This window comes from Rhodococcus sp. T7 (assembly GCF_009872365.1).
In the GTDB taxonomy this organism is placed as follows: Bacteria; Actinomycetota; Actinomycetes; order Mycobacteriales; family Mycobacteriaceae; genus Rhodococcus_F.
In genome coordinates, this window is record NZ_WXYH01000377.1 from 15831 (window position 1) to 30949 (window position 15119).

Genomic DNA, 15119 nt, shown 5'->3' on the forward strand with positions numbered 1-15119 from the left:
CCGATGTCACCTCGGTCCGAATCAACCGAGGTGACATCGGGCGGACACGTCAGAACGCGCGCACGATGCCTTTGAGGGTGCCCCACAAGACATCCCGGTTGCTGAAGTAGTCGCGCCAGACGGCGATCTTGCCGTCCCGCATCTCGAACGTGCCGCACACCCAGAATTCGCTGCGCAGCCGCTTGTAGATCAGGACGTCGGTGCGTTCGGTCAGCACGGCTGTTCCGTCGTCGGCGATATGGTGCAGGCGCACGTCGAATCCGAAACCGGGACGGCTCATTCCGCGGAAGATCCGCATGACGGCGCCGATTCCGCGGATCTTCGGCAGCGACACGTTGTGCCACACGATGTCCTCGTGGAGATACTGTTGCGCGGCGTCCGGGTCGCCGGCGACGAGGGCGTCCAGGAAGGCCCGGACCACCTGGACGTTCGCCGTCTCCGTGCGATCGGTTCCCGTCGGTGCATGCGAGTTGGTGTTCATGATCTTCTCCCGATTGTGTCGGCTCAGCGGACGAATGTCCCGTTGCCTTCCGTGTCGTAGTACTCGAGTGTGACGTCGTTGCCGGCGAACGTGGCCTTGGAAATGGTCCCAGGCGGAGCGTTCTCCCCGCTGAGCGTGAAAGTGAAGGTGTCGCCGTCCCAGTGTGTCAGGGGGTACGTCTGCCCGGCGGGCCCGAGCCCGAGCGTCAGCGCGCCGTTGCTCTCGGTGACGACGGCGGGGCCCCAGTACGCGTTGTTGTACGTGCCCGCGTAGGTCGGCAGCGGCTGCGGTGGTGCCGCGTTCGCGGGGGCCGTCTGGCCGACGAGGCTGCCCTCGGGGTCGGACATCGGCGAGATGGCCTGCCGGTACAGCGATCTCCAGTCCTCGCGGATCTCCCCGAACTGGACGAGGTCGGCGAACTCGGCGGTCAGAGTTTCGGGAATTCCGACGGGCGACCCGTTGGTCAGGGCGACGATCGCGACGTCGGCGGACGGTATCGCGACGAAGTTCGTCGCCACCCCGAGCTGGAATCCGCCGGAGTGGCTGAGGGAGACCCGGCCGGCCGGGGTGGTCGAGACGTTGAACCCGTAGCCGTACGATCCCGGGCGGCTGTCCATCGAACGCGGTGGGCTGGACACGATCTGAGGACTGACGGCCGGTTGCAGCGCTTCGGGGGAGACGATCTCCTTGCCCTCGAACGTTCCGTCGGCCAGCAGCATTGCCAGCCATTTGCCCATGTCGTTGACGGACGAGCTCACCCCGCCTGCGGGTGACTGCGCGTCGGGGTTGCGTACCGCGTCGGCGACGTACTTGCCGTCGACGAGTTGGTGCGCGACGGCGCGGTCGCTGCGGGCCTCGTAGTCGGCGAACCGCGAACTCGTGGAGGACATCCCCAGCGGACCGTAGATCGCCTGCTCGGAGATCGTCGCCCAATCCGTCCCCGATGCCGCCGCGACGGCCTCGGCCGCCGCGGTGAGGCCGAAGTTGGTGTACTCGTATGTGATCCGGAACGGGTTCAGCGGGTCGAGCCGGAGTTTGTCGAGCACCTGCTGCTGGTTGTACCCCAGGTCCTCGAGGTGGTCGCCGGCATGATCGGGCAGTCCCGACCGGTGCGAGTACAGATCGCCCACCGTGACGTGCTCGGTGACCCACGGGTCGGCGAGGGCGAAACCGGGGAGCTTGGACACCACGGGGGTGTCCCAGCCGATGACGCCGGCATCGACCTGACGGGCCACGACCGTCGACCCCACCGGTTTCGACATCGACGCCAGCTGGAACACGGTGTCGGCGTCCACCTTCTGATCGGTGCCCACCTCACGCACCCCGAATCCCTTCGCGTAGACCGTCTGCCCGCCGTGAACGACGGCGACCGCCATGCCCGGCAGTCCGGAGCTCTCCATCAACTCGTTCGCCAGGTCGTCGAGGCGGCCCACGGCATCGTCGATCTGGCCGTCGGGAATGTCGACGCCCGCGACGGCGGCCGGGTTGGGCGGCCCGGAGGATTCCGAGGTGGGGTTCGCGCCGGACGAGTCGGCGGACCCGGCGTCGTCCGTGTCGGAGCCGCACCCGGCCACGAGTGACCCGCCGAGGGCGAGCGCCGAGAGAAGTATCGTCAGGTTCCGAAGTCTGCGCATTGGTGATCCTCTGCTCGGGCCCGGGGCAGCTGTGAACTGTCAGCCTAGCGATTGCAAGCCCATGACCTGGCTGTTTTCGTCACAACGCCGGTGTTGTTCACGTCGAATCCACCGGTGGTCGACCCGGCTCCGGGGCGCGGACGCTACGGTGTGCGGATGCCGATTGAAAAAAACGACTCGCAGCTGCTCAGTGAGCTGGCCCCGGTGGTGGACGAAAACCTCACGCGCCACATCGCCGAGGCGGACGGCTGGCAGCCGCACGATCTGGTTCCCTGGGACCAGGGCAAGAACTTCGCGTTCATGGGTGGAACGGATTGGTCGGCAGATCAGTCGACCCTGAGCGACGTCGAGGCGCTCGCGCTGACGGTGGGCGTGCTGGTGGCCGACAACGTGCCCGCATACCACCGTGAGATCGCCAAGCACCTGGCCCTGGTGGGCCCGTGGTGGCGCTGGGTCGGCCGCTGGACCGCGGAGGAGAACCGGCACTCCATCGTGCTCCGCAACTACCTGATGGTGACGCGTGCCGTCGATCCCGTCGCCCTCGAGCGCGCCCGGATGGACGAGATGGTCCGCGGGTACGCGATGCCGCCGATGCATCTGATCGAGATGCTCGCGAACTCCGCGTTCGAGGAGAAGGCCGCCGCCGTGCGTCACCACAACACGGCCGCACTCGGTGAGGACCCGCTGGTGGCCGTGATCGCCGAGCGGCTCGCCGCGGACGACGAACTGCAGTCGCTGTTCTACCGGAACGTCGTCGAGGCCGCGTTCGAGCTGGTGCCCGACCAGACGATGCGTGCCATCGCCTCGCGGATCGCCGCGTTCGACGTGCCGAGCGTGGCGCTGCCCGGCGGAACCGACAGCACCGCGGTGCTCGCGGAGGCCGGCATCTACGACCCCGCCCAGCAGGGGGAGAAGGTGTTCGCCCCGCTGCTCCGCTCGTGGAACATCGCCGGACGCACCGACCTCGGCACCGAGGGCGAGAAGGCCCGCGACGAACTGTCCGCGCTGCTGTAGGACTTCGACGCGAGAGGGCCCGCACTCGAACCGAGTGCGGGCCCTCTCACGTCGGCAGGGTCAGTCCTTCACCTTCGCCATCGCCAGCACGTCGAGACGCTTGTCGAGTTCTTCCTCGGTCAGCTTGTCGCCGATCAGCCCGCGGTCGACGACGGTCTCGCGGATGGTCTTCTTCTCCTTCAGCGCCTGCTTGGCGACGGCCGCGGCCTCCTCGTACCCGATCGCGGAGTTCAGCGGCGTCACGATGGACGGCGACGACTCCGCGAGCGTCTTGAGGTGTTCGACGTTCGCGACGAGCCCGACCACGCACCGGTCGGCGAACAGTCGCGACACGTTGGCCAGCAACGTCAGCGATTCGAGTAGGTTGCGCGCCATCATCGGGATGTACACGTTGAGTTCGAACGCGCCCGCCGCACCGCCCCAGGCGACCGCCGCGTCGTTACCGACCACCTGTGCGGCGACCTGGGTGGCGGCTTCCGGGAGCACCGGATTGACCTTGCCGGGCATGATCGAACTGCCGGGCTGGAGGTCGGGGAGACGGATCTCGCCGAGACCGGTGAGCGGACCCGACCCCATCCAGCGGATGTCGTTGGCGATCTTGGTCAGGGACACCGCGATCGTGCGCAGCGCGCCGGACGCCTCCACCAGACCGTCACGGGCCGCCTGCGCCTCGAAGCTGTTCTTCGCCGGGGTCAGGGCGTCGACCCCCGTCGCCTTGACCAGTTCGGCGACGACCTTCGGGCCGAATCCGTCGGGGGCGTTGAGTCCCGTCCCGACCGCGGTGCCGCCGATGGGCAGTTCACCGAGCCGCGGAAGGCAGGCCACCACCCGCTCCATCCCCGCCTCCATCTGACGGGCGTACCCGCCGAACTCCTGACCGAGGGTCACCGGCACGGCGTCCATGAGGTGGGTGCGGCCCGACTTCACGACGGTCTTCCACTCGGTGGACTTGTCGAGCAGGGCCAGGCGCAGGTGGTCGAGCGCGGGGAGCAGGTCCTTCACCGCAGACTCGGTGGCCGCGACGTGCGTCGCGGTGGGGAAGGTGTCGTTGGACGACTGCGACATGTTGACGTCGTCGTTGGGGTGAACGACCACACCGTTCGCCGCGGCGATCGACGCGATCACCTCGTTGGCGTTCATGTTGGAACTCGTGCCCGAACCGGTCTGGAAGACGTCGATGGGGAACTGGTCGTCGTGCTTGCCCTCGGCGATCTCACCCGCCGCGGCGATGATGGCGTCCGCCTTCTCGGCGTCGAGGAGGCCGAGATCCTTGTTGACCTGCGCACAGGCCGCCTTCAGCAGACCCATCGCGCGTATCTGGGTGCGCTCGAGACCTCGACCGCTGATCGGGAAGTTCTCGACGGCGCGCTGAGTTTGCGCGCGCCACAGCGCATCCACGGGCACCCGCACCTCGCCCATGGTGTCGTGTTCGATCCGGTACTGCTGCTCGTTGCTCTCGGTCATGCGTCAAACATGCCACTTTCGAGCGCGTCGTGGGGGTGCTCCCGTGCGCCTTTCCGGTTGCCGCAGCTACCGGAAAGGCGCACGAGCCCGAAGGGCCTAGAACGTCGGCGGGACGGCGCCGTCCTCGCCCGTGAAGTCCACGGACGAGTACTCGCGCAGCTTCTCCAGACGGTGGTACGCGTCGATCATGCGGACGGTGCCCGACTTCGACCGCATCACGATCGACTGCGTCGAGGCGCCGCCACCGTAGTAGCGGACACCGCGGAGCAGGTCGCCGTCCGTGACGCCGGTGGCGCAGAAGAAGACGTTCTCACCGGACACGAGATCTTCGGTGGTCAGCACGCGGTCCAGATCGTGGCCTGCGTCGATGGCCTTCTGCCGCTCGGCGTCGTCGGTCGGGGCCAGCCGGCCCTGCAACGAACCACCCATACAGCGCATGGCGGCGGCGGCGATGATGCCCTCCGGGGTTCCACCCGTGCCGATCAGGATGTCGGTGCCCGACTCCGGACGCGCGGCGGCAATCGCACCCGCGACGTCGCCGTCGGAGATGAGGCGGATGCGGGCGCCGGTGTCCCGGACCTCCTGGATGAGCCTGGCGTGCCGAGGACGGTCCAGGATGCAGACTGTGACGTCGGAGGGCGACGCCTTGCGGACCTTCGCAACCCGCCTGATGTTCTCGGCGACGGGCGCTGTGATGTCGATGACATCGGCGGCGTCGGGACCGACGGCGATCTTCTCCATGTAGAACACGGCGGACGGGTCGAACATCGCGCCGCGCTCGGCGACCGCGAGGACGGCGATCGCATTGGGCATGCCCTTTGCCATCAGCGTGGTTCCGTCGACCGGATCGACGGCGAAGTCGCAGTCCGGTCCGTCGCCGTTGCCGACCTCTTCGCCGTTGAACAGCATCGGGGCTTCGTCCTTCTCGCCCTCGCCGATGACGACGACGCCGCGCATCGAAACCGAGCTCACGAGCTGGCGCATGGCGTCGACGGCGGCGCCGTCGCCACCCTCCTTGTCGCCACGGCCGACCCAGCGACCGGCAGCCATCGCACCAGCCTCGGTGACTCGGACCAATTCCAGAGCAAGATTTCGGTCCGGGGCCTCGCGGCGACTCGAAGTGGTGCTAGCCGTCATGGGCAGTGCCTCCTGGTGCAGTCACGGTCGACGTTGTACGTCGACGCTGTGTCGGTGGCCGTCGGCCGCCGAGTGTCGGGTGGATCTCGCTGCTGATTCTCCCAGAAAGATGTGTGACGTGCGCTGCTGGGGCGCGATTCACAGGACCGAGAATCGTTGTTCCGGGACCGACCCTGGATACTGGTGGGCGTGGCATCTGATAAACCCCGCATCCTGCACAACAACCGCGACATGGTGTGGTCGCTCGTACCCCTTGTCCTGTTCTGTGTGCTGATCGCGGGTATCGCCAGCCAGTGCACGTTCAGTCCGGGCGGACCCACGAGCGGCCCGATTCCCAGCTTCGACGTGGACGCGGCGCTGAAGTACGACGCGCAGGACCTGCCGTTCCCGGTGCGCAAGCCGGAGACCCCGGAGGGCTGGACGCCCAACTCGGGCAGCCGCAGCATCGTCAGCGGCGACGGCGGCGGCGATTCGAGCACCGTCGGATTCATCACCGAGGCCGGCCGCTACATCCAGCTGACGCAGAGCAACGCCGTCGAGACGGTGCTCGTGCCGTTCGTCGCGGGTGGTCCGCGCACGGCGACGGGCACCGAGGACGTCGCAGGTCACAGCTGGATCGTGTACGGCGGGGAGGGTGTCGAACCGATCTGGGTGTCCGACTTCGGCGACGTCCGGCTGCTCGTCACGGGCAGTGCTTCACCCGAGGCGTTCGAGCAGCTGACCACCGCGGCGGCCGACGCCCCGATCCTCGCTGCCTGACGACGGGGCGAGGATCAGCCCTCGTCCTCGGCATGGGCGAGGGCCGTCTCCACGCGCTTGCGGGCCCCCGCGAGGTGCTCCTCGCAGCGTTTGGCCAGCGCCTCACCGCGCTCCCACAGCGCGAGTGACGCGTCGAGGTCGAGGCCGCCCTGTTCGAGCACCTTGACCACGTCGACGAGTTCGTCGCGCGCCGCCTCGTACCCGAGCTCCGCGATGTCGGCGTCGTTTCCGGTGGGGTTGCTCATGTTCCTACTTGTCCTTTCCCATCACCGCGGCGCGGATTGCGCCGTCGGCGACTCGAACGCGAATCTGGGTGCCCGGCGGGGCGTCGTCGACCGAACGCAGTACCTCCGGGTCGCCGTCGGGCACGATCCGCTGGACCACGGAGTAGCCGCGGGCCAGCGTCGCGGCGGGACCGAGGGTCGTCAGCCGCGCCCGCAGGTGTTCGATCGTGGTGCTCTCCGCGGCGATCGCCCGGCTGATGTCGCGTCGCCCGGCCTCCCGCAGTCGCTCGACCTCGCCCGACCGGTCGTCGAGTGCGCGCAACGGGTCCGCGAGGACCGGCCTGCTGCGCAGCTGGGAGATCAGATGCGACTCGCGCTGCACCCAGTTGCGCAGGGCGGCCGCGCTCCGCGACCGCAGTTCGCCGACGAGTGCCTGCTCGGCGACGGCGTCCGGCACCACCCGCTTGGCGGCGTCCGTCGGTGTCGCGGCCCGCAGGTCGGCGACGTGGTCGCTGAGCGGACTGTCCGGTTCGTGGCCGATGGCGCTGACCACCGGGGTGCGGCACGCGACGATCGCCCGGCACAGCGTCTCGTCCGAGAACGGCAGCAGATCCTCCACGCTGCCGCCGCCGCGCGCGAGGATGATAACGTCGACGTGCGGGTCGGCGTCCAAATTCTTCAGCGCGTCGAGGATCTGCGGGACGGCGGTCGCGCCCTGCACCGGAGTGTTGCGCACCTCGAAGCGCACGGCGGGCCAGCGGCGCTGCGCCACGCTGAGGACGTCGTGCTCGGCGGCGCTGGCACGACCGGTGATCAACCCGATGGTGCCGGGCAGGAACGGCAGCGGACGCTTCAGCCGCGGGTCGAACAGGCCCTCGGCTGCCAGTAGCGCACGCAACCGCTCGATCCTGGCCAGGAGTTCGCCGATCCCGATCGCGCGGATCTCCGTGACCCGCAACGACACCGACCCGCGGCCGGTGTAGAACGACAACTTGCCGAACATCACCACCCGGCTGCCCTCGGTGAGCGGGACGGGGGAGCTCTGCAGCAACTGCGGGGAGCAGGTCACCGACAGCGACATGTCGACGGAGGGATCGCGGAGCACCAGAAACGCCGTCCGGGTGCCCGGACGCGCGTTGATCTGGGTGATCTGTCCCTCCACCCAGACACTCCCGAGCCGGTCGATCCACTGTGCGACCTTGGCCGACACGGTGCGGACCGGCCACGGCTGCTCGGCGGTACTCGGTCCGGTACTGGCTGCGCGGGGCTGTGCGGAGGTCACTTGGCCTTGGCGGTGGTGATGCGGTTGGTCAGCATGGTCTGGAACGGCGCGCGGGCCAGGGTCGCGTTCTCGTAGTCCAGCAGCGTCGTCAGGTCCTCGACCGACAGGTTGCGCAGACGCGCCCGCAACTGGGCGAGGGTCAGCGTGCCGTAGTCGAGGACGACGGCGATCTCGGGTTCGGCGACGGCGGGCCGGGCGGGGGTGGGCTTCCTGCTCGCCGTCTTCGTGGTGGAGGCGCCGTTGGTGGCGGCGGGTGCTGCCTTCGGGGCCGAGATCTTCTCGGGTGTTCTCTCGTCCTGCGGGCTCAGCGAGTACAGCGCGAACCGGCCCGGTCCGGCGGACCGCTCCTCGGCGGCGCCGTCGGCGCCGGGCGCCGGATCGGTGTCCTCGTCGAAGACGGCCCACGCGGGCTGCTCGTCGTCGTGGGTCCAGTTGATGAGTGCGAAGGCCTGGTCGCCCTTGATGGCCAGCGCCGTCATGGACTGCTGGACGCGCATCGTGGTCTGCAGCACCTGACTGACCGCGGTCATGGGCAGGGTCGCCGCGGTGGTCGGCAGTTTCCTGGCCTCTTCGACGGCCGTCACGGCGATTCCAGCGGCGACACGCGCCACGAACGGGGGACGAATCATTCCCACAGCCTGCCTGACAACGGCACGTTTGGGTAGCCGACGTGCCCACAGCGTCGAGGACTTCGGTGCGACGATGCGCACACTACCCCGCCGAGGCCCCGCGAAAGTGTCGTCCGTCCGGGGTGACCCGTAGTCTGGAGCCATGTCTTCGGCTGTTCCACTCAATGTGGGTATCACACGTTCTGCAGATTCGGGAGCGTCGCGTGCCGACGGCGGGAAGCGCGTACTGCTCGCAGAGCCCCGCGGCTACTGCGCCGGCGTGGACCGCGCCGTCGAGACGGTGGAGAAGGCGCTCGAGAAGCACGGCGCCCCCATCTACGTGCGCAAGGAGATCGTCCACAACCGGCACGTCGTCGAGACGCTCAGCGATCAGGGTGTGGTCTTCGTCGACGAGACCGACGAGGTTCCGGAGGGTGCGCTGCTCGTGTTCTCCGCCCACGGCGTGTCACCCGCGGTCCACGAATCGGCCGCGGCACGCAATCTGCGCACCATCGACGCCACGTGCCCGCTGGTCACGAAGGTCCACCAGGAAGCCAAGCGTTTCGCCCGCGACGACTTCGACATCCTCCTCATCGGCCACGAGGGCCACGAGGAAGTGGAGGGCACGGCCGGTGAGGCCCCCGATCACGTGCAACTCGTGGACGGCCCCGATTCCGTCGACGCCGTGACGGTCCGCGACGAATCGAAAGTCATCTGGTTGTCGCAGACCACGTTGAGCGTCGACGAGACGATGCAGACGGTCGCGCGCCTGCGGGAGCGTTTCCCGAGTCTGCAGGACCCGCCGAGCGACGACATCTGCTACGCCACCCAGAACCGTCAGGTGGCGGTCAAGGCGATGGCCCCCGAGTGCGATCTCGTGATCGTCGTCGGATCCCGCAACTCCTCCAACTCGGTTCGCCTCGTCGAGGTCGCGCTGGGTGCGGGCGCGAAGGCGTCGTACCTGGTCGACTACGCCCGCGAAGTGGATCCGGCCTGGCTCGACGGCGTCCGGACCGTGGGGATCACGTCGGGCGCGTCCGTGCCGGAAATCCTGGTGCGGGGTGTGATCGACCTGCTCGACGAGCACGGATTCCACGACGTCCAGTCGGTCACCACGGCCAACGAGACGCTGGTGTTCGCACTGCCGCGCGAGCTTCGCGCCGCGCGGACCTGATCGGCCCGCTACCGGCGCCGTCCCCGCTCTAGCGGGGCTGCTCCGACTCGAACGGCGGCTCGTACCGGTCGCGGTAGCGCACCTGCGGAATGGGGTGGGCAGGCACGTCGTTGTCGGGCCGCGGCATGGTCCGCGGCGGAACCGATCGCGGCGCCTGCGTGGTTCGCGGAGGTACCGAACGGGGCGCCTGCGCTGCCCGGTCGACCATTGGTGGTGGGGGCGCCGTGCGCCCGCCCGACGAGGACGAGCGGCGGGGCGGCGGGGTGGCTGCCCGTCGCGACGACCGGGGGTGCTCCCGTGCAGCGTCCCTTGCGGTGCCCCTGTCCCTGTCCCGCGCCCGACGCGGCGGCGGGGACGGCTCCGACCCTTCGGCGGTGCGCCGTGGGCGGGCGGCGCGCGGCGTCCGCGGCTCCTTCTGCGCACGTCGACGCTCCGAAGTCCGCGCGGGACCGGTCTTGCGCTGCTGCAGCAGGAAGAGGCGGAGCCCACCGATCAACAGCGTCACCACGGTGGCGGCAAGCATCACCGGGAATCGGTTGACCAGCGGATACGCGACGTTGATCGCCAGGTCTTTCAGTGCGGTGCTGTTCTCCTCCGCGATCAGGCTCTGCCCGAGCGGCACCGCCACGAACAGGATCAGCGGCGGCTGGACGATCGCGGTGAACAGCGCCCGGTTGCCGGCAGCTGCCACGGCGAGGACACAGCCGAGGAAGTAGAAGGTGGAGAACGCCGCCGTGAGTTCGGTGCCACGAGCCGCATCGACAGCGAATCCGACAAAACTGACTCCGACGGCCAGGAGAATGACACCCCACCAGGGGAGACCGGGAACCGTAGGGACAATCGACCGCCTGTCGAGCGGCACCCCAGAGCGAGCACGTTGGGTTGCAGACACACAACGACAGTAGCGGCAACTTGTCGAAGAGCCCCGTTGGCGTGACCGGTGGAGCCCGAGAGATCCTCGAGATGTGTGCGTCGCGGCCACGGATCCACGGCGCTGACCTCGGTGAGGTCGTCGTCGAACATGGCGAGGTCGTGGAGCTTGCGGGCGGTGACTGTGACCCGGGACTCGATGTGGCGATGTGGCTCATGGTGCACGCGCCCACCGACAGTCCATTCGGCCGGACGCCACGCGGGCGAGGTGTTCGAGGTTGTCGGCACGGTGCTCTACGGTCTCGGGACATGAGGATCCTGCACACTTCGGACTGGCACATCGGACGCACGTTCCACGGGGTGGACCTGCTCACCGACCAGGCCAGTGTGCTCGACGCGATCGCCGCTCTCGTCGCCGAGCACGGTGTGGACGTCGTCGTCGTTCCCGGCGACGTGTACGACCGGTCGATCCCCAGCGCGGACGCCGTCACCGTGTGCAACCGCGGATTCGAAGCCATCCGGGACGCGGGCGCGGTCATCGTCGCCACGTCCGGCAACCACGATTCCGCGGCCCGGCTCGGCGCGGGTGCCGCGTTCTCCCGCGCGGGCGGGCTGCACCTCATGACGACGGTCTCCGGGATCGGCGCGCCCGTCGTGCTCGAGGACGCGCACGGACCCGTCGCGTTCTACGGCATCCCGTATCTCGAGCCCGAGATCACCCGCGCGCAACTCGACGTGCCTGCCGCCCGGTCGCACGCCGAGATCCTCGACGCCGCGATGGGCCGCGTCCGCACCGACCTCGACGCGCGGCGTGAAAACGGGCCGCGCACCCGGTCGGTGGTGCTGGCCCACGCGTTCGTGGTCGGGGCGGAGGCCACCGGGTCGGAGCGGTCCATTTCCGTCGGCGGCGTCGAGACCGTGTCGGCGTCCGCTTTCGGCGGGGTCGACTACGTCGCGCTCGGCCACCTCCACTCGCCGCAGACCCTCACCGAGAACATCCGGTACTCGGGTTCGCCGCTGCCGTACTCGTTCGGTGAGCGCACCCACGGCAAGGCCGTCTTCCTGGTGGACCTCGACGGCGAGGGACTGCATTCCGTCGAGCGCGTCGATCTGCCGGTGGTCCGCGGTCTGAAGCAGCTGACCGGGACGGTGCAGCAGTTGCTCGAGGACGACGCGTTCCGCGACGCCGAGGACTGCTACGTGTCGGCGGTGCTCACCGACCCGGAACGTCCGGTCGACGCCATGCGCGCGCTGCAGACCCGGTTCCCGTTCGCCGTCCACCTCGAGTGGCAGCGCCCGGACGTCGCCGACGATCTGCGCTACCGCGACAAGGTGTACGGGCGCAGTGATCTGCAGATCACCCGCAGCTTCCTCACCGATCTGCGCAGCGCACCGTCGACGAGCGAGATCCGGCTGGTGGAGGCCGCGCTCGGTTACGCCGCCCGGGCCGGCGAGGACACCGCCGAGGTCGTCGCGCTGGAACAGTCGGCATGAGGCTGCATCGGTTGGAGGTCGAAGCCTTCGGGCCGTTCGCAGGATCCGTGGAAGTCGACTTCGACCGGCTCGGTGCGGACGGGCTGTTTCTGCTGCACGGTGATACCGGGGCCGGCAAGACGACGGTCCTCGACGCGGTGGCGTTCGCGCTGTACGGCACCGTGCCCGGAGCGAGGAAGGACGGCAAGCGCCTCCTGTCCGACCACGCGCCCGCCGGATCCGTTCCGACGGTGACGCTCGAGACGACGATCGCCGGCAGGCATCTGCGGCTCGTCCGCAGCCCGGAGTTCGAGCGGCTCAAGCGTCGCGGGTCGGGGACGATCAAGGAGAACGCGAAGGCCACGCTGACCTGGCTCGACGGTCACGGCGAGAACCTGTCGCGGATCCCCGACATCGCCGACGAGGTCGGACGGCTGATGGGCATGAGCGCCGATCAGTTCTTCCAGGTGGTGCTGCTGCCGCAGGGCGAGTTCGCGAAGTTCCTGCGCGCCGACACCGAGGAGCGCGGCCAGCTGCTGGAGCGGCTGTTCGACACCACACGATTCGAGACGGTGGAGGAGTGGTTCCTCGACCGCAGGCGCACCAGCGCCCACGAACTCGACGAGCACCAGCGGTCCGTCGACGTGCTGCTCGCGAGGGTCGCGACCGCCGCCGGGATCGAGGGCGGCGCTGACGCCGATCCGGTGACCTGGGCCCACAAGCTCGAGGAAGAGGCGCGTGAAACCCGCGACCTGGCAGCGAACGACCTGCAAGAAGCGAAGGGCCGGGCGAAAGTGGCCCGTGATGCGCTCACGGAGGCGCGCCGCGTCCTCGACCTGCAGACCCGCCGACGGCGGGCCCAGACGGAGCTCGACACCCACGCAGCGGGTGCCGACCAGCGGGCCGTCCTCGTCGCCGAACTAGCCGATGCGCGCCGGGCAGAACCGGTCGCGACGGTGGCCCGCGACGCCGACGCCGCCCGAGCCAAAGCCGCGGCCGCAGCGCGGAACGTCGGGGCGATCACCGACGGGCTGCGCGCGAGCGTGGGCGGCGCCGACCTCGTTGCGGAGTTGTCCTGGCCGCCGACCGCCGACGAACGCGAGCACATCCGGGCCGGAATCCGCACCTGGCGTGACGAGATCGTGCGGCTCGACGGGGCACTCGCCGAATCCGCTGCCGCCGACCGGCTCACCGTCGAGGTGGAGCGACTGCGCGCGCGGCAGGCCGAACTCACGGAGGCCGGGGACGCGCTGTCCCGGGAGCGGGAACAACTGCCACTCGCCCTGCGGGAAGCGGAGAAGGCGCTCGACTCGGCAGAGAAGGCCCGCGCCGCGCTGCCCGGCCTCGTCGACACCCGGGACCGGGCAGCCGACGCGGCCTCCGCGGCGGCGGATCTGCGCACCCGCCGCGTCGAGCGCGATCGGCTCGAACGCGCAGTGCACGAGGCCCGGGACCAGCACCAGGACGCGCGGGAACACTGGCTCGACCTGATGCAACGCCGGATCACGGGCATGGCCGCCGAACTGGCGGGCACGCTCGAGGACGGTGTCCCGTGCCAGGTGTGTGGTTCACCCGAGCACCCGCGGCCCGCGGAACCGTCCGAGCTGTCGGTCACGAAGGCCGGCGAGGACCAGGCACGCGCGGCGGAGCAGAAAGCCGCGGCGGCGCTGACGACCGCGACCGAGAAACTCGGCGCGGCCGAGCGCGCGATCGACGTGCTCGTGCAGCGCGGCGGCGACGGTGACGCGGACGAACTCGCGCTGGCACTCTCGGCCGCGGAGTCGGCGGTGAGGGAGGCGACTGCGCTCGGGGATCAGGTGGAGCGCCGGTCCGCATTTCTCACCGAACTGCGGGACCGCCAGAGCCGGCTGCAGGAACGGTCGCGGGACGTCGGCGCCGACGCCGCCACAGTGGCCGAGCGGATCGCGGCGAGCACGACGCAGCTCGGGGAGATCCGGGCCCGGGTGACGCGAGCGGCGGGCGACGACCCGAGCGTCGAGGATCGCCGCGCGCGACTCGACGCGCTCGCCGAGGCGGCCTCGGAACTGCTGGACGCGCGGGACGCAGGCGCCGGTGCCGAGTCGGCGGCCCGTGAACTCGCGGCCAAGGCCGAGGCGCTCGCCGGGGACGCCGGATTCGGCAGCATCGACGACGCCGTGGCCGCGGTCCGGACGCCCGCCCGCCGGAATGAGATCGAGGCCGCCCTCACGGCGGCGCGGGACGCCGAGGTGGGGGCGCGCAGAGTGCTCGACGACCCCGAGGTCGCCGCTGTCGCCGACGCGGAACCCGTGGATTTGGCGGCCGTCCAGCACGCGCACGACGCGGCGGCGGAGGTCGTGGACGTTGCCGTCGCGGCGGCGTCCGACGCCGAGCGCCGACTGCTCGACCTGGAACGGTACGTCGGTCAGCTCGACAAGACCGCCGAGACGATTGCCCCGATGCTGGCCGCGCACGAGGAGTTGGCCGCGCTCGCCGAGGTGATCGCGGGCCGTGGCCAGAACGCGAGGAAGATGTCGCTGCGGTCGTATGTGCTGGCGGCCCGGCTGGAAGAGGTCGCGGTGTCGGCGTCCGCGCGGCTCGGCCGGATGTCGGACGGGCGCTACGAATTCGTCCACAGCGACGAGGCCGGTCCGCGAGGCCGCCGCGGCGGCCTGGGGCTGGATATCCGCGACGACTACACCGGGGTGGTGCGGTCGGCCAAGACCCTGTCCGGCGGTGAGTCGTTCCTGGCGTCGCTGTCGCTGGCGCTCGGTCTCGCCGATGTGGTGGCGGCCGAGTCGGGCGGCGTCGTGCTCGACACGATGTTCATCGACGAGGGATTCGGCACCCTCGACGCGGACACCCTCGACTCGGTGATGGCTGTCCTCGACGAGCTGCGTGACGGCGGCCGGGTGGTGGGGGTCGTCAGTCACGTCGACGAGATGCGTCAGCGAATCCCGAGCAGGCTGCACGTGATCCGCGGACGCACCGGCTCGACCGTCGAGGTGGTGGCCGGCTGA

The 15119-nt window shown here is 69.7% G+C and carries 13 protein-coding genes; 5 read left to right on the top strand and 8 right to left on the bottom strand.

Annotated elements, in window-relative coordinates; translation table 11 throughout:
- Positions 1 to 49: 49 nt before the first annotated feature.
- Positions 50 to 481: a limonene-1,2-epoxide hydrolase family protein gene (locus MLGJGCBP_RS40895; protein ID WP_160103134.1), complete on the bottom strand. Its 432-nt coding sequence runs from the start codon at positions 479 to 481 to the stop codon at positions 50 to 52.
- 23 nt (positions 482 to 504) lie between these two features.
- Positions 505 to 2115 carry a serine hydrolase gene (locus tag MLGJGCBP_RS40900; RefSeq protein ID WP_160103136.1) on the bottom strand — a complete coding sequence of 537 codons (1611 nt, stop codon included), beginning with the start codon at positions 2113 to 2115 and terminating at the stop codon, positions 505 to 507.
- 156 nt (positions 2116 to 2271) lie between these two features.
- On the opposite strand from MLGJGCBP_RS40900, the gene MLGJGCBP_RS40905 reads away from it, so the two are divergent.
- A complete protein-coding gene (locus MLGJGCBP_RS40905; RefSeq protein WP_087556755.1) occupies positions 2272 to 3129 on the top strand; it encodes an acyl-ACP desaturase in 858 nt (285 codons plus the stop codon).
- Positions 3130 to 3189: 60 nt separating this feature from the next.
- Here the strand turns inward: MLGJGCBP_RS40905 and MLGJGCBP_RS40910 are convergent, their stop codons facing one another.
- Complete coding sequence (locus MLGJGCBP_RS40910) at positions 3190 to 4593, bottom strand: class II fumarate hydratase (protein ID WP_087556510.1); 1404 nt, start codon at positions 4591 to 4593, stop codon at positions 3190 to 3192.
- Between the two features lie 96 nt (positions 4594 to 4689).
- Positions 4690 to 5730: a class II fructose-bisphosphatase gene (glpX, locus tag MLGJGCBP_RS40915; RefSeq protein WP_160103138.1), complete on the bottom strand. Its 1041-nt coding sequence runs from the start codon at positions 5728 to 5730 to the stop codon at positions 4690 to 4692.
- A 189-nt stretch (positions 5731 to 5919) separates the two neighbouring features.
- Here glpX and MLGJGCBP_RS40920 point away from each other — a divergent pair, with 189 nt between their 5' ends.
- On the top strand, positions 5920 to 6489 hold the full coding sequence (locus MLGJGCBP_RS40920) for a DUF4245 domain-containing protein (RefSeq protein WP_009479114.1): 570 nt from the start codon (positions 5920 to 5922) through the stop codon (positions 6487 to 6489).
- A gap of 14 nt (positions 6490 to 6503) precedes the next feature.
- Here the strand turns inward: MLGJGCBP_RS40920 and MLGJGCBP_RS40925 are convergent, their stop codons facing one another.
- From MLGJGCBP_RS40925 to MLGJGCBP_RS40935, 3 genes are read right to left on the bottom strand one after another with little or no spacing between them, the layout of a single operon-like run.
- Positions 6504 to 6734, bottom strand: a complete 231-nt coding sequence (locus MLGJGCBP_RS40925; protein ID WP_160103140.1) for an exodeoxyribonuclease VII small subunit — start codon at positions 6732 to 6734, stop codon at positions 6504 to 6506.
- Between the two features lie 4 nt (positions 6735 to 6738).
- Positions 6739 to 7995 (bottom strand): exodeoxyribonuclease VII large subunit, encoded by a 1257-nt coding sequence (xseA, locus tag MLGJGCBP_RS40930; protein ID WP_160103142.1) that lies wholly within the window; start codon positions 7993 to 7995, stop codon positions 6739 to 6741.
- Positions 7992 to 8624 (bottom strand): lipid droplet-associated protein, encoded by a 633-nt coding sequence (locus tag MLGJGCBP_RS40935; RefSeq protein ID WP_160103144.1) that lies wholly within the window; start codon positions 8622 to 8624, stop codon positions 7992 to 7994. The genes xseA and MLGJGCBP_RS40935 overlap by 4 nt, the downstream gene beginning before the upstream one ends.
- Positions 8625 to 8766: 142 nt before the next feature.
- Between MLGJGCBP_RS40935 and MLGJGCBP_RS40940 the strand changes: the two genes are divergently transcribed.
- Positions 8767 to 9777 (top strand): 4-hydroxy-3-methylbut-2-enyl diphosphate reductase, encoded by a 1011-nt coding sequence (locus MLGJGCBP_RS40940; protein WP_087556506.1) that lies wholly within the window; start codon positions 8767 to 8769, stop codon positions 9775 to 9777.
- Between the two features lie 28 nt (positions 9778 to 9805).
- Here MLGJGCBP_RS40940 and MLGJGCBP_RS40945 read toward each other — a convergent pair whose 3' ends face one another.
- On the bottom strand, positions 9806 to 10669 hold the full coding sequence (locus MLGJGCBP_RS40945; RefSeq protein ID WP_201453342.1) for a DUF6542 domain-containing protein: 864 nt from the start codon (positions 10667 to 10669) through the stop codon (positions 9806 to 9808).
- 287 nt (positions 10670 to 10956) lie between these two features.
- Here MLGJGCBP_RS40945 and MLGJGCBP_RS40955 point away from each other — a divergent pair, with 287 nt between their 5' ends.
- A complete protein-coding gene (locus MLGJGCBP_RS40955) occupies positions 10957 to 12141 on the top strand; it encodes an exonuclease SbcCD subunit D (RefSeq protein ID WP_160103148.1) in 1185 nt (394 codons plus the stop codon).
- The gene (locus tag MLGJGCBP_RS40960) at positions 12138 to 15119 is read left to right on the top strand and encodes an AAA family ATPase (protein WP_160103150.1); all 2982 of its coding nucleotides are present in this window, start codon (positions 12138 to 12140) and stop codon (positions 15117 to 15119) included. Before MLGJGCBP_RS40955 ends, MLGJGCBP_RS40960 begins: the two co-directional genes overlap by 4 nt.

Bases quoted from the DNA above. Each gene is read 5' to 3' on its own strand.
- glpX (WP_160103138.1), bottom strand. From the start codon at position 5,730: ATGACGGCTAGCACCACTTCGAGTCGCCGCGAGGCCCCGGACCGAAAT.
- MLGJGCBP_RS40955 (WP_160103148.1), top strand. From the start codon at position 10,957: ATGAGGATCCTGCACACTTCGGACTGGCACATCGGACGCACGTTCCAC.
- MLGJGCBP_RS40910 (WP_087556510.1), bottom strand. From the start codon at position 4,593: ATGACCGAGAGCAACGAGCAGCAGTACCGGATCGAACACGACACCATG.
- MLGJGCBP_RS40900 (WP_160103136.1), bottom strand. From the start codon at position 2,115: ATGCGCAGACTTCGGAACCTGACGATACTTCTCTCGGCGCTCGCCCTC.
- MLGJGCBP_RS40940 (WP_087556506.1), top strand. From the start codon at position 8,767: ATGTCTTCGGCTGTTCCACTCAATGTGGGTATCACACGTTCTGCAGAT.
- MLGJGCBP_RS40960 (WP_160103150.1), top strand. From the start codon at position 12,138: ATGAGGCTGCATCGGTTGGAGGTCGAAGCCTTCGGGCCGTTCGCAGGA.
- MLGJGCBP_RS40935 (WP_160103144.1), bottom strand. From the start codon at position 8,624: ATGATTCGTCCCCCGTTCGTGGCGCGTGTCGCCGCTGGAATCGCCGTG.
- MLGJGCBP_RS40925 (WP_160103140.1), bottom strand. From the start codon at position 6,734: ATGAGCAACCCCACCGGAAACGACGCCGACATCGCGGAGCTCGGGTAC.
- MLGJGCBP_RS40895 (WP_160103134.1), bottom strand. From the start codon at position 481: ATGAACACCAACTCGCATGCACCGACGGGAACCGATCGCACGGAGACG.
- MLGJGCBP_RS40905 (WP_087556755.1), top strand. From the start codon at position 2,272: ATGCCGATTGAAAAAAACGACTCGCAGCTGCTCAGTGAGCTGGCCCCG.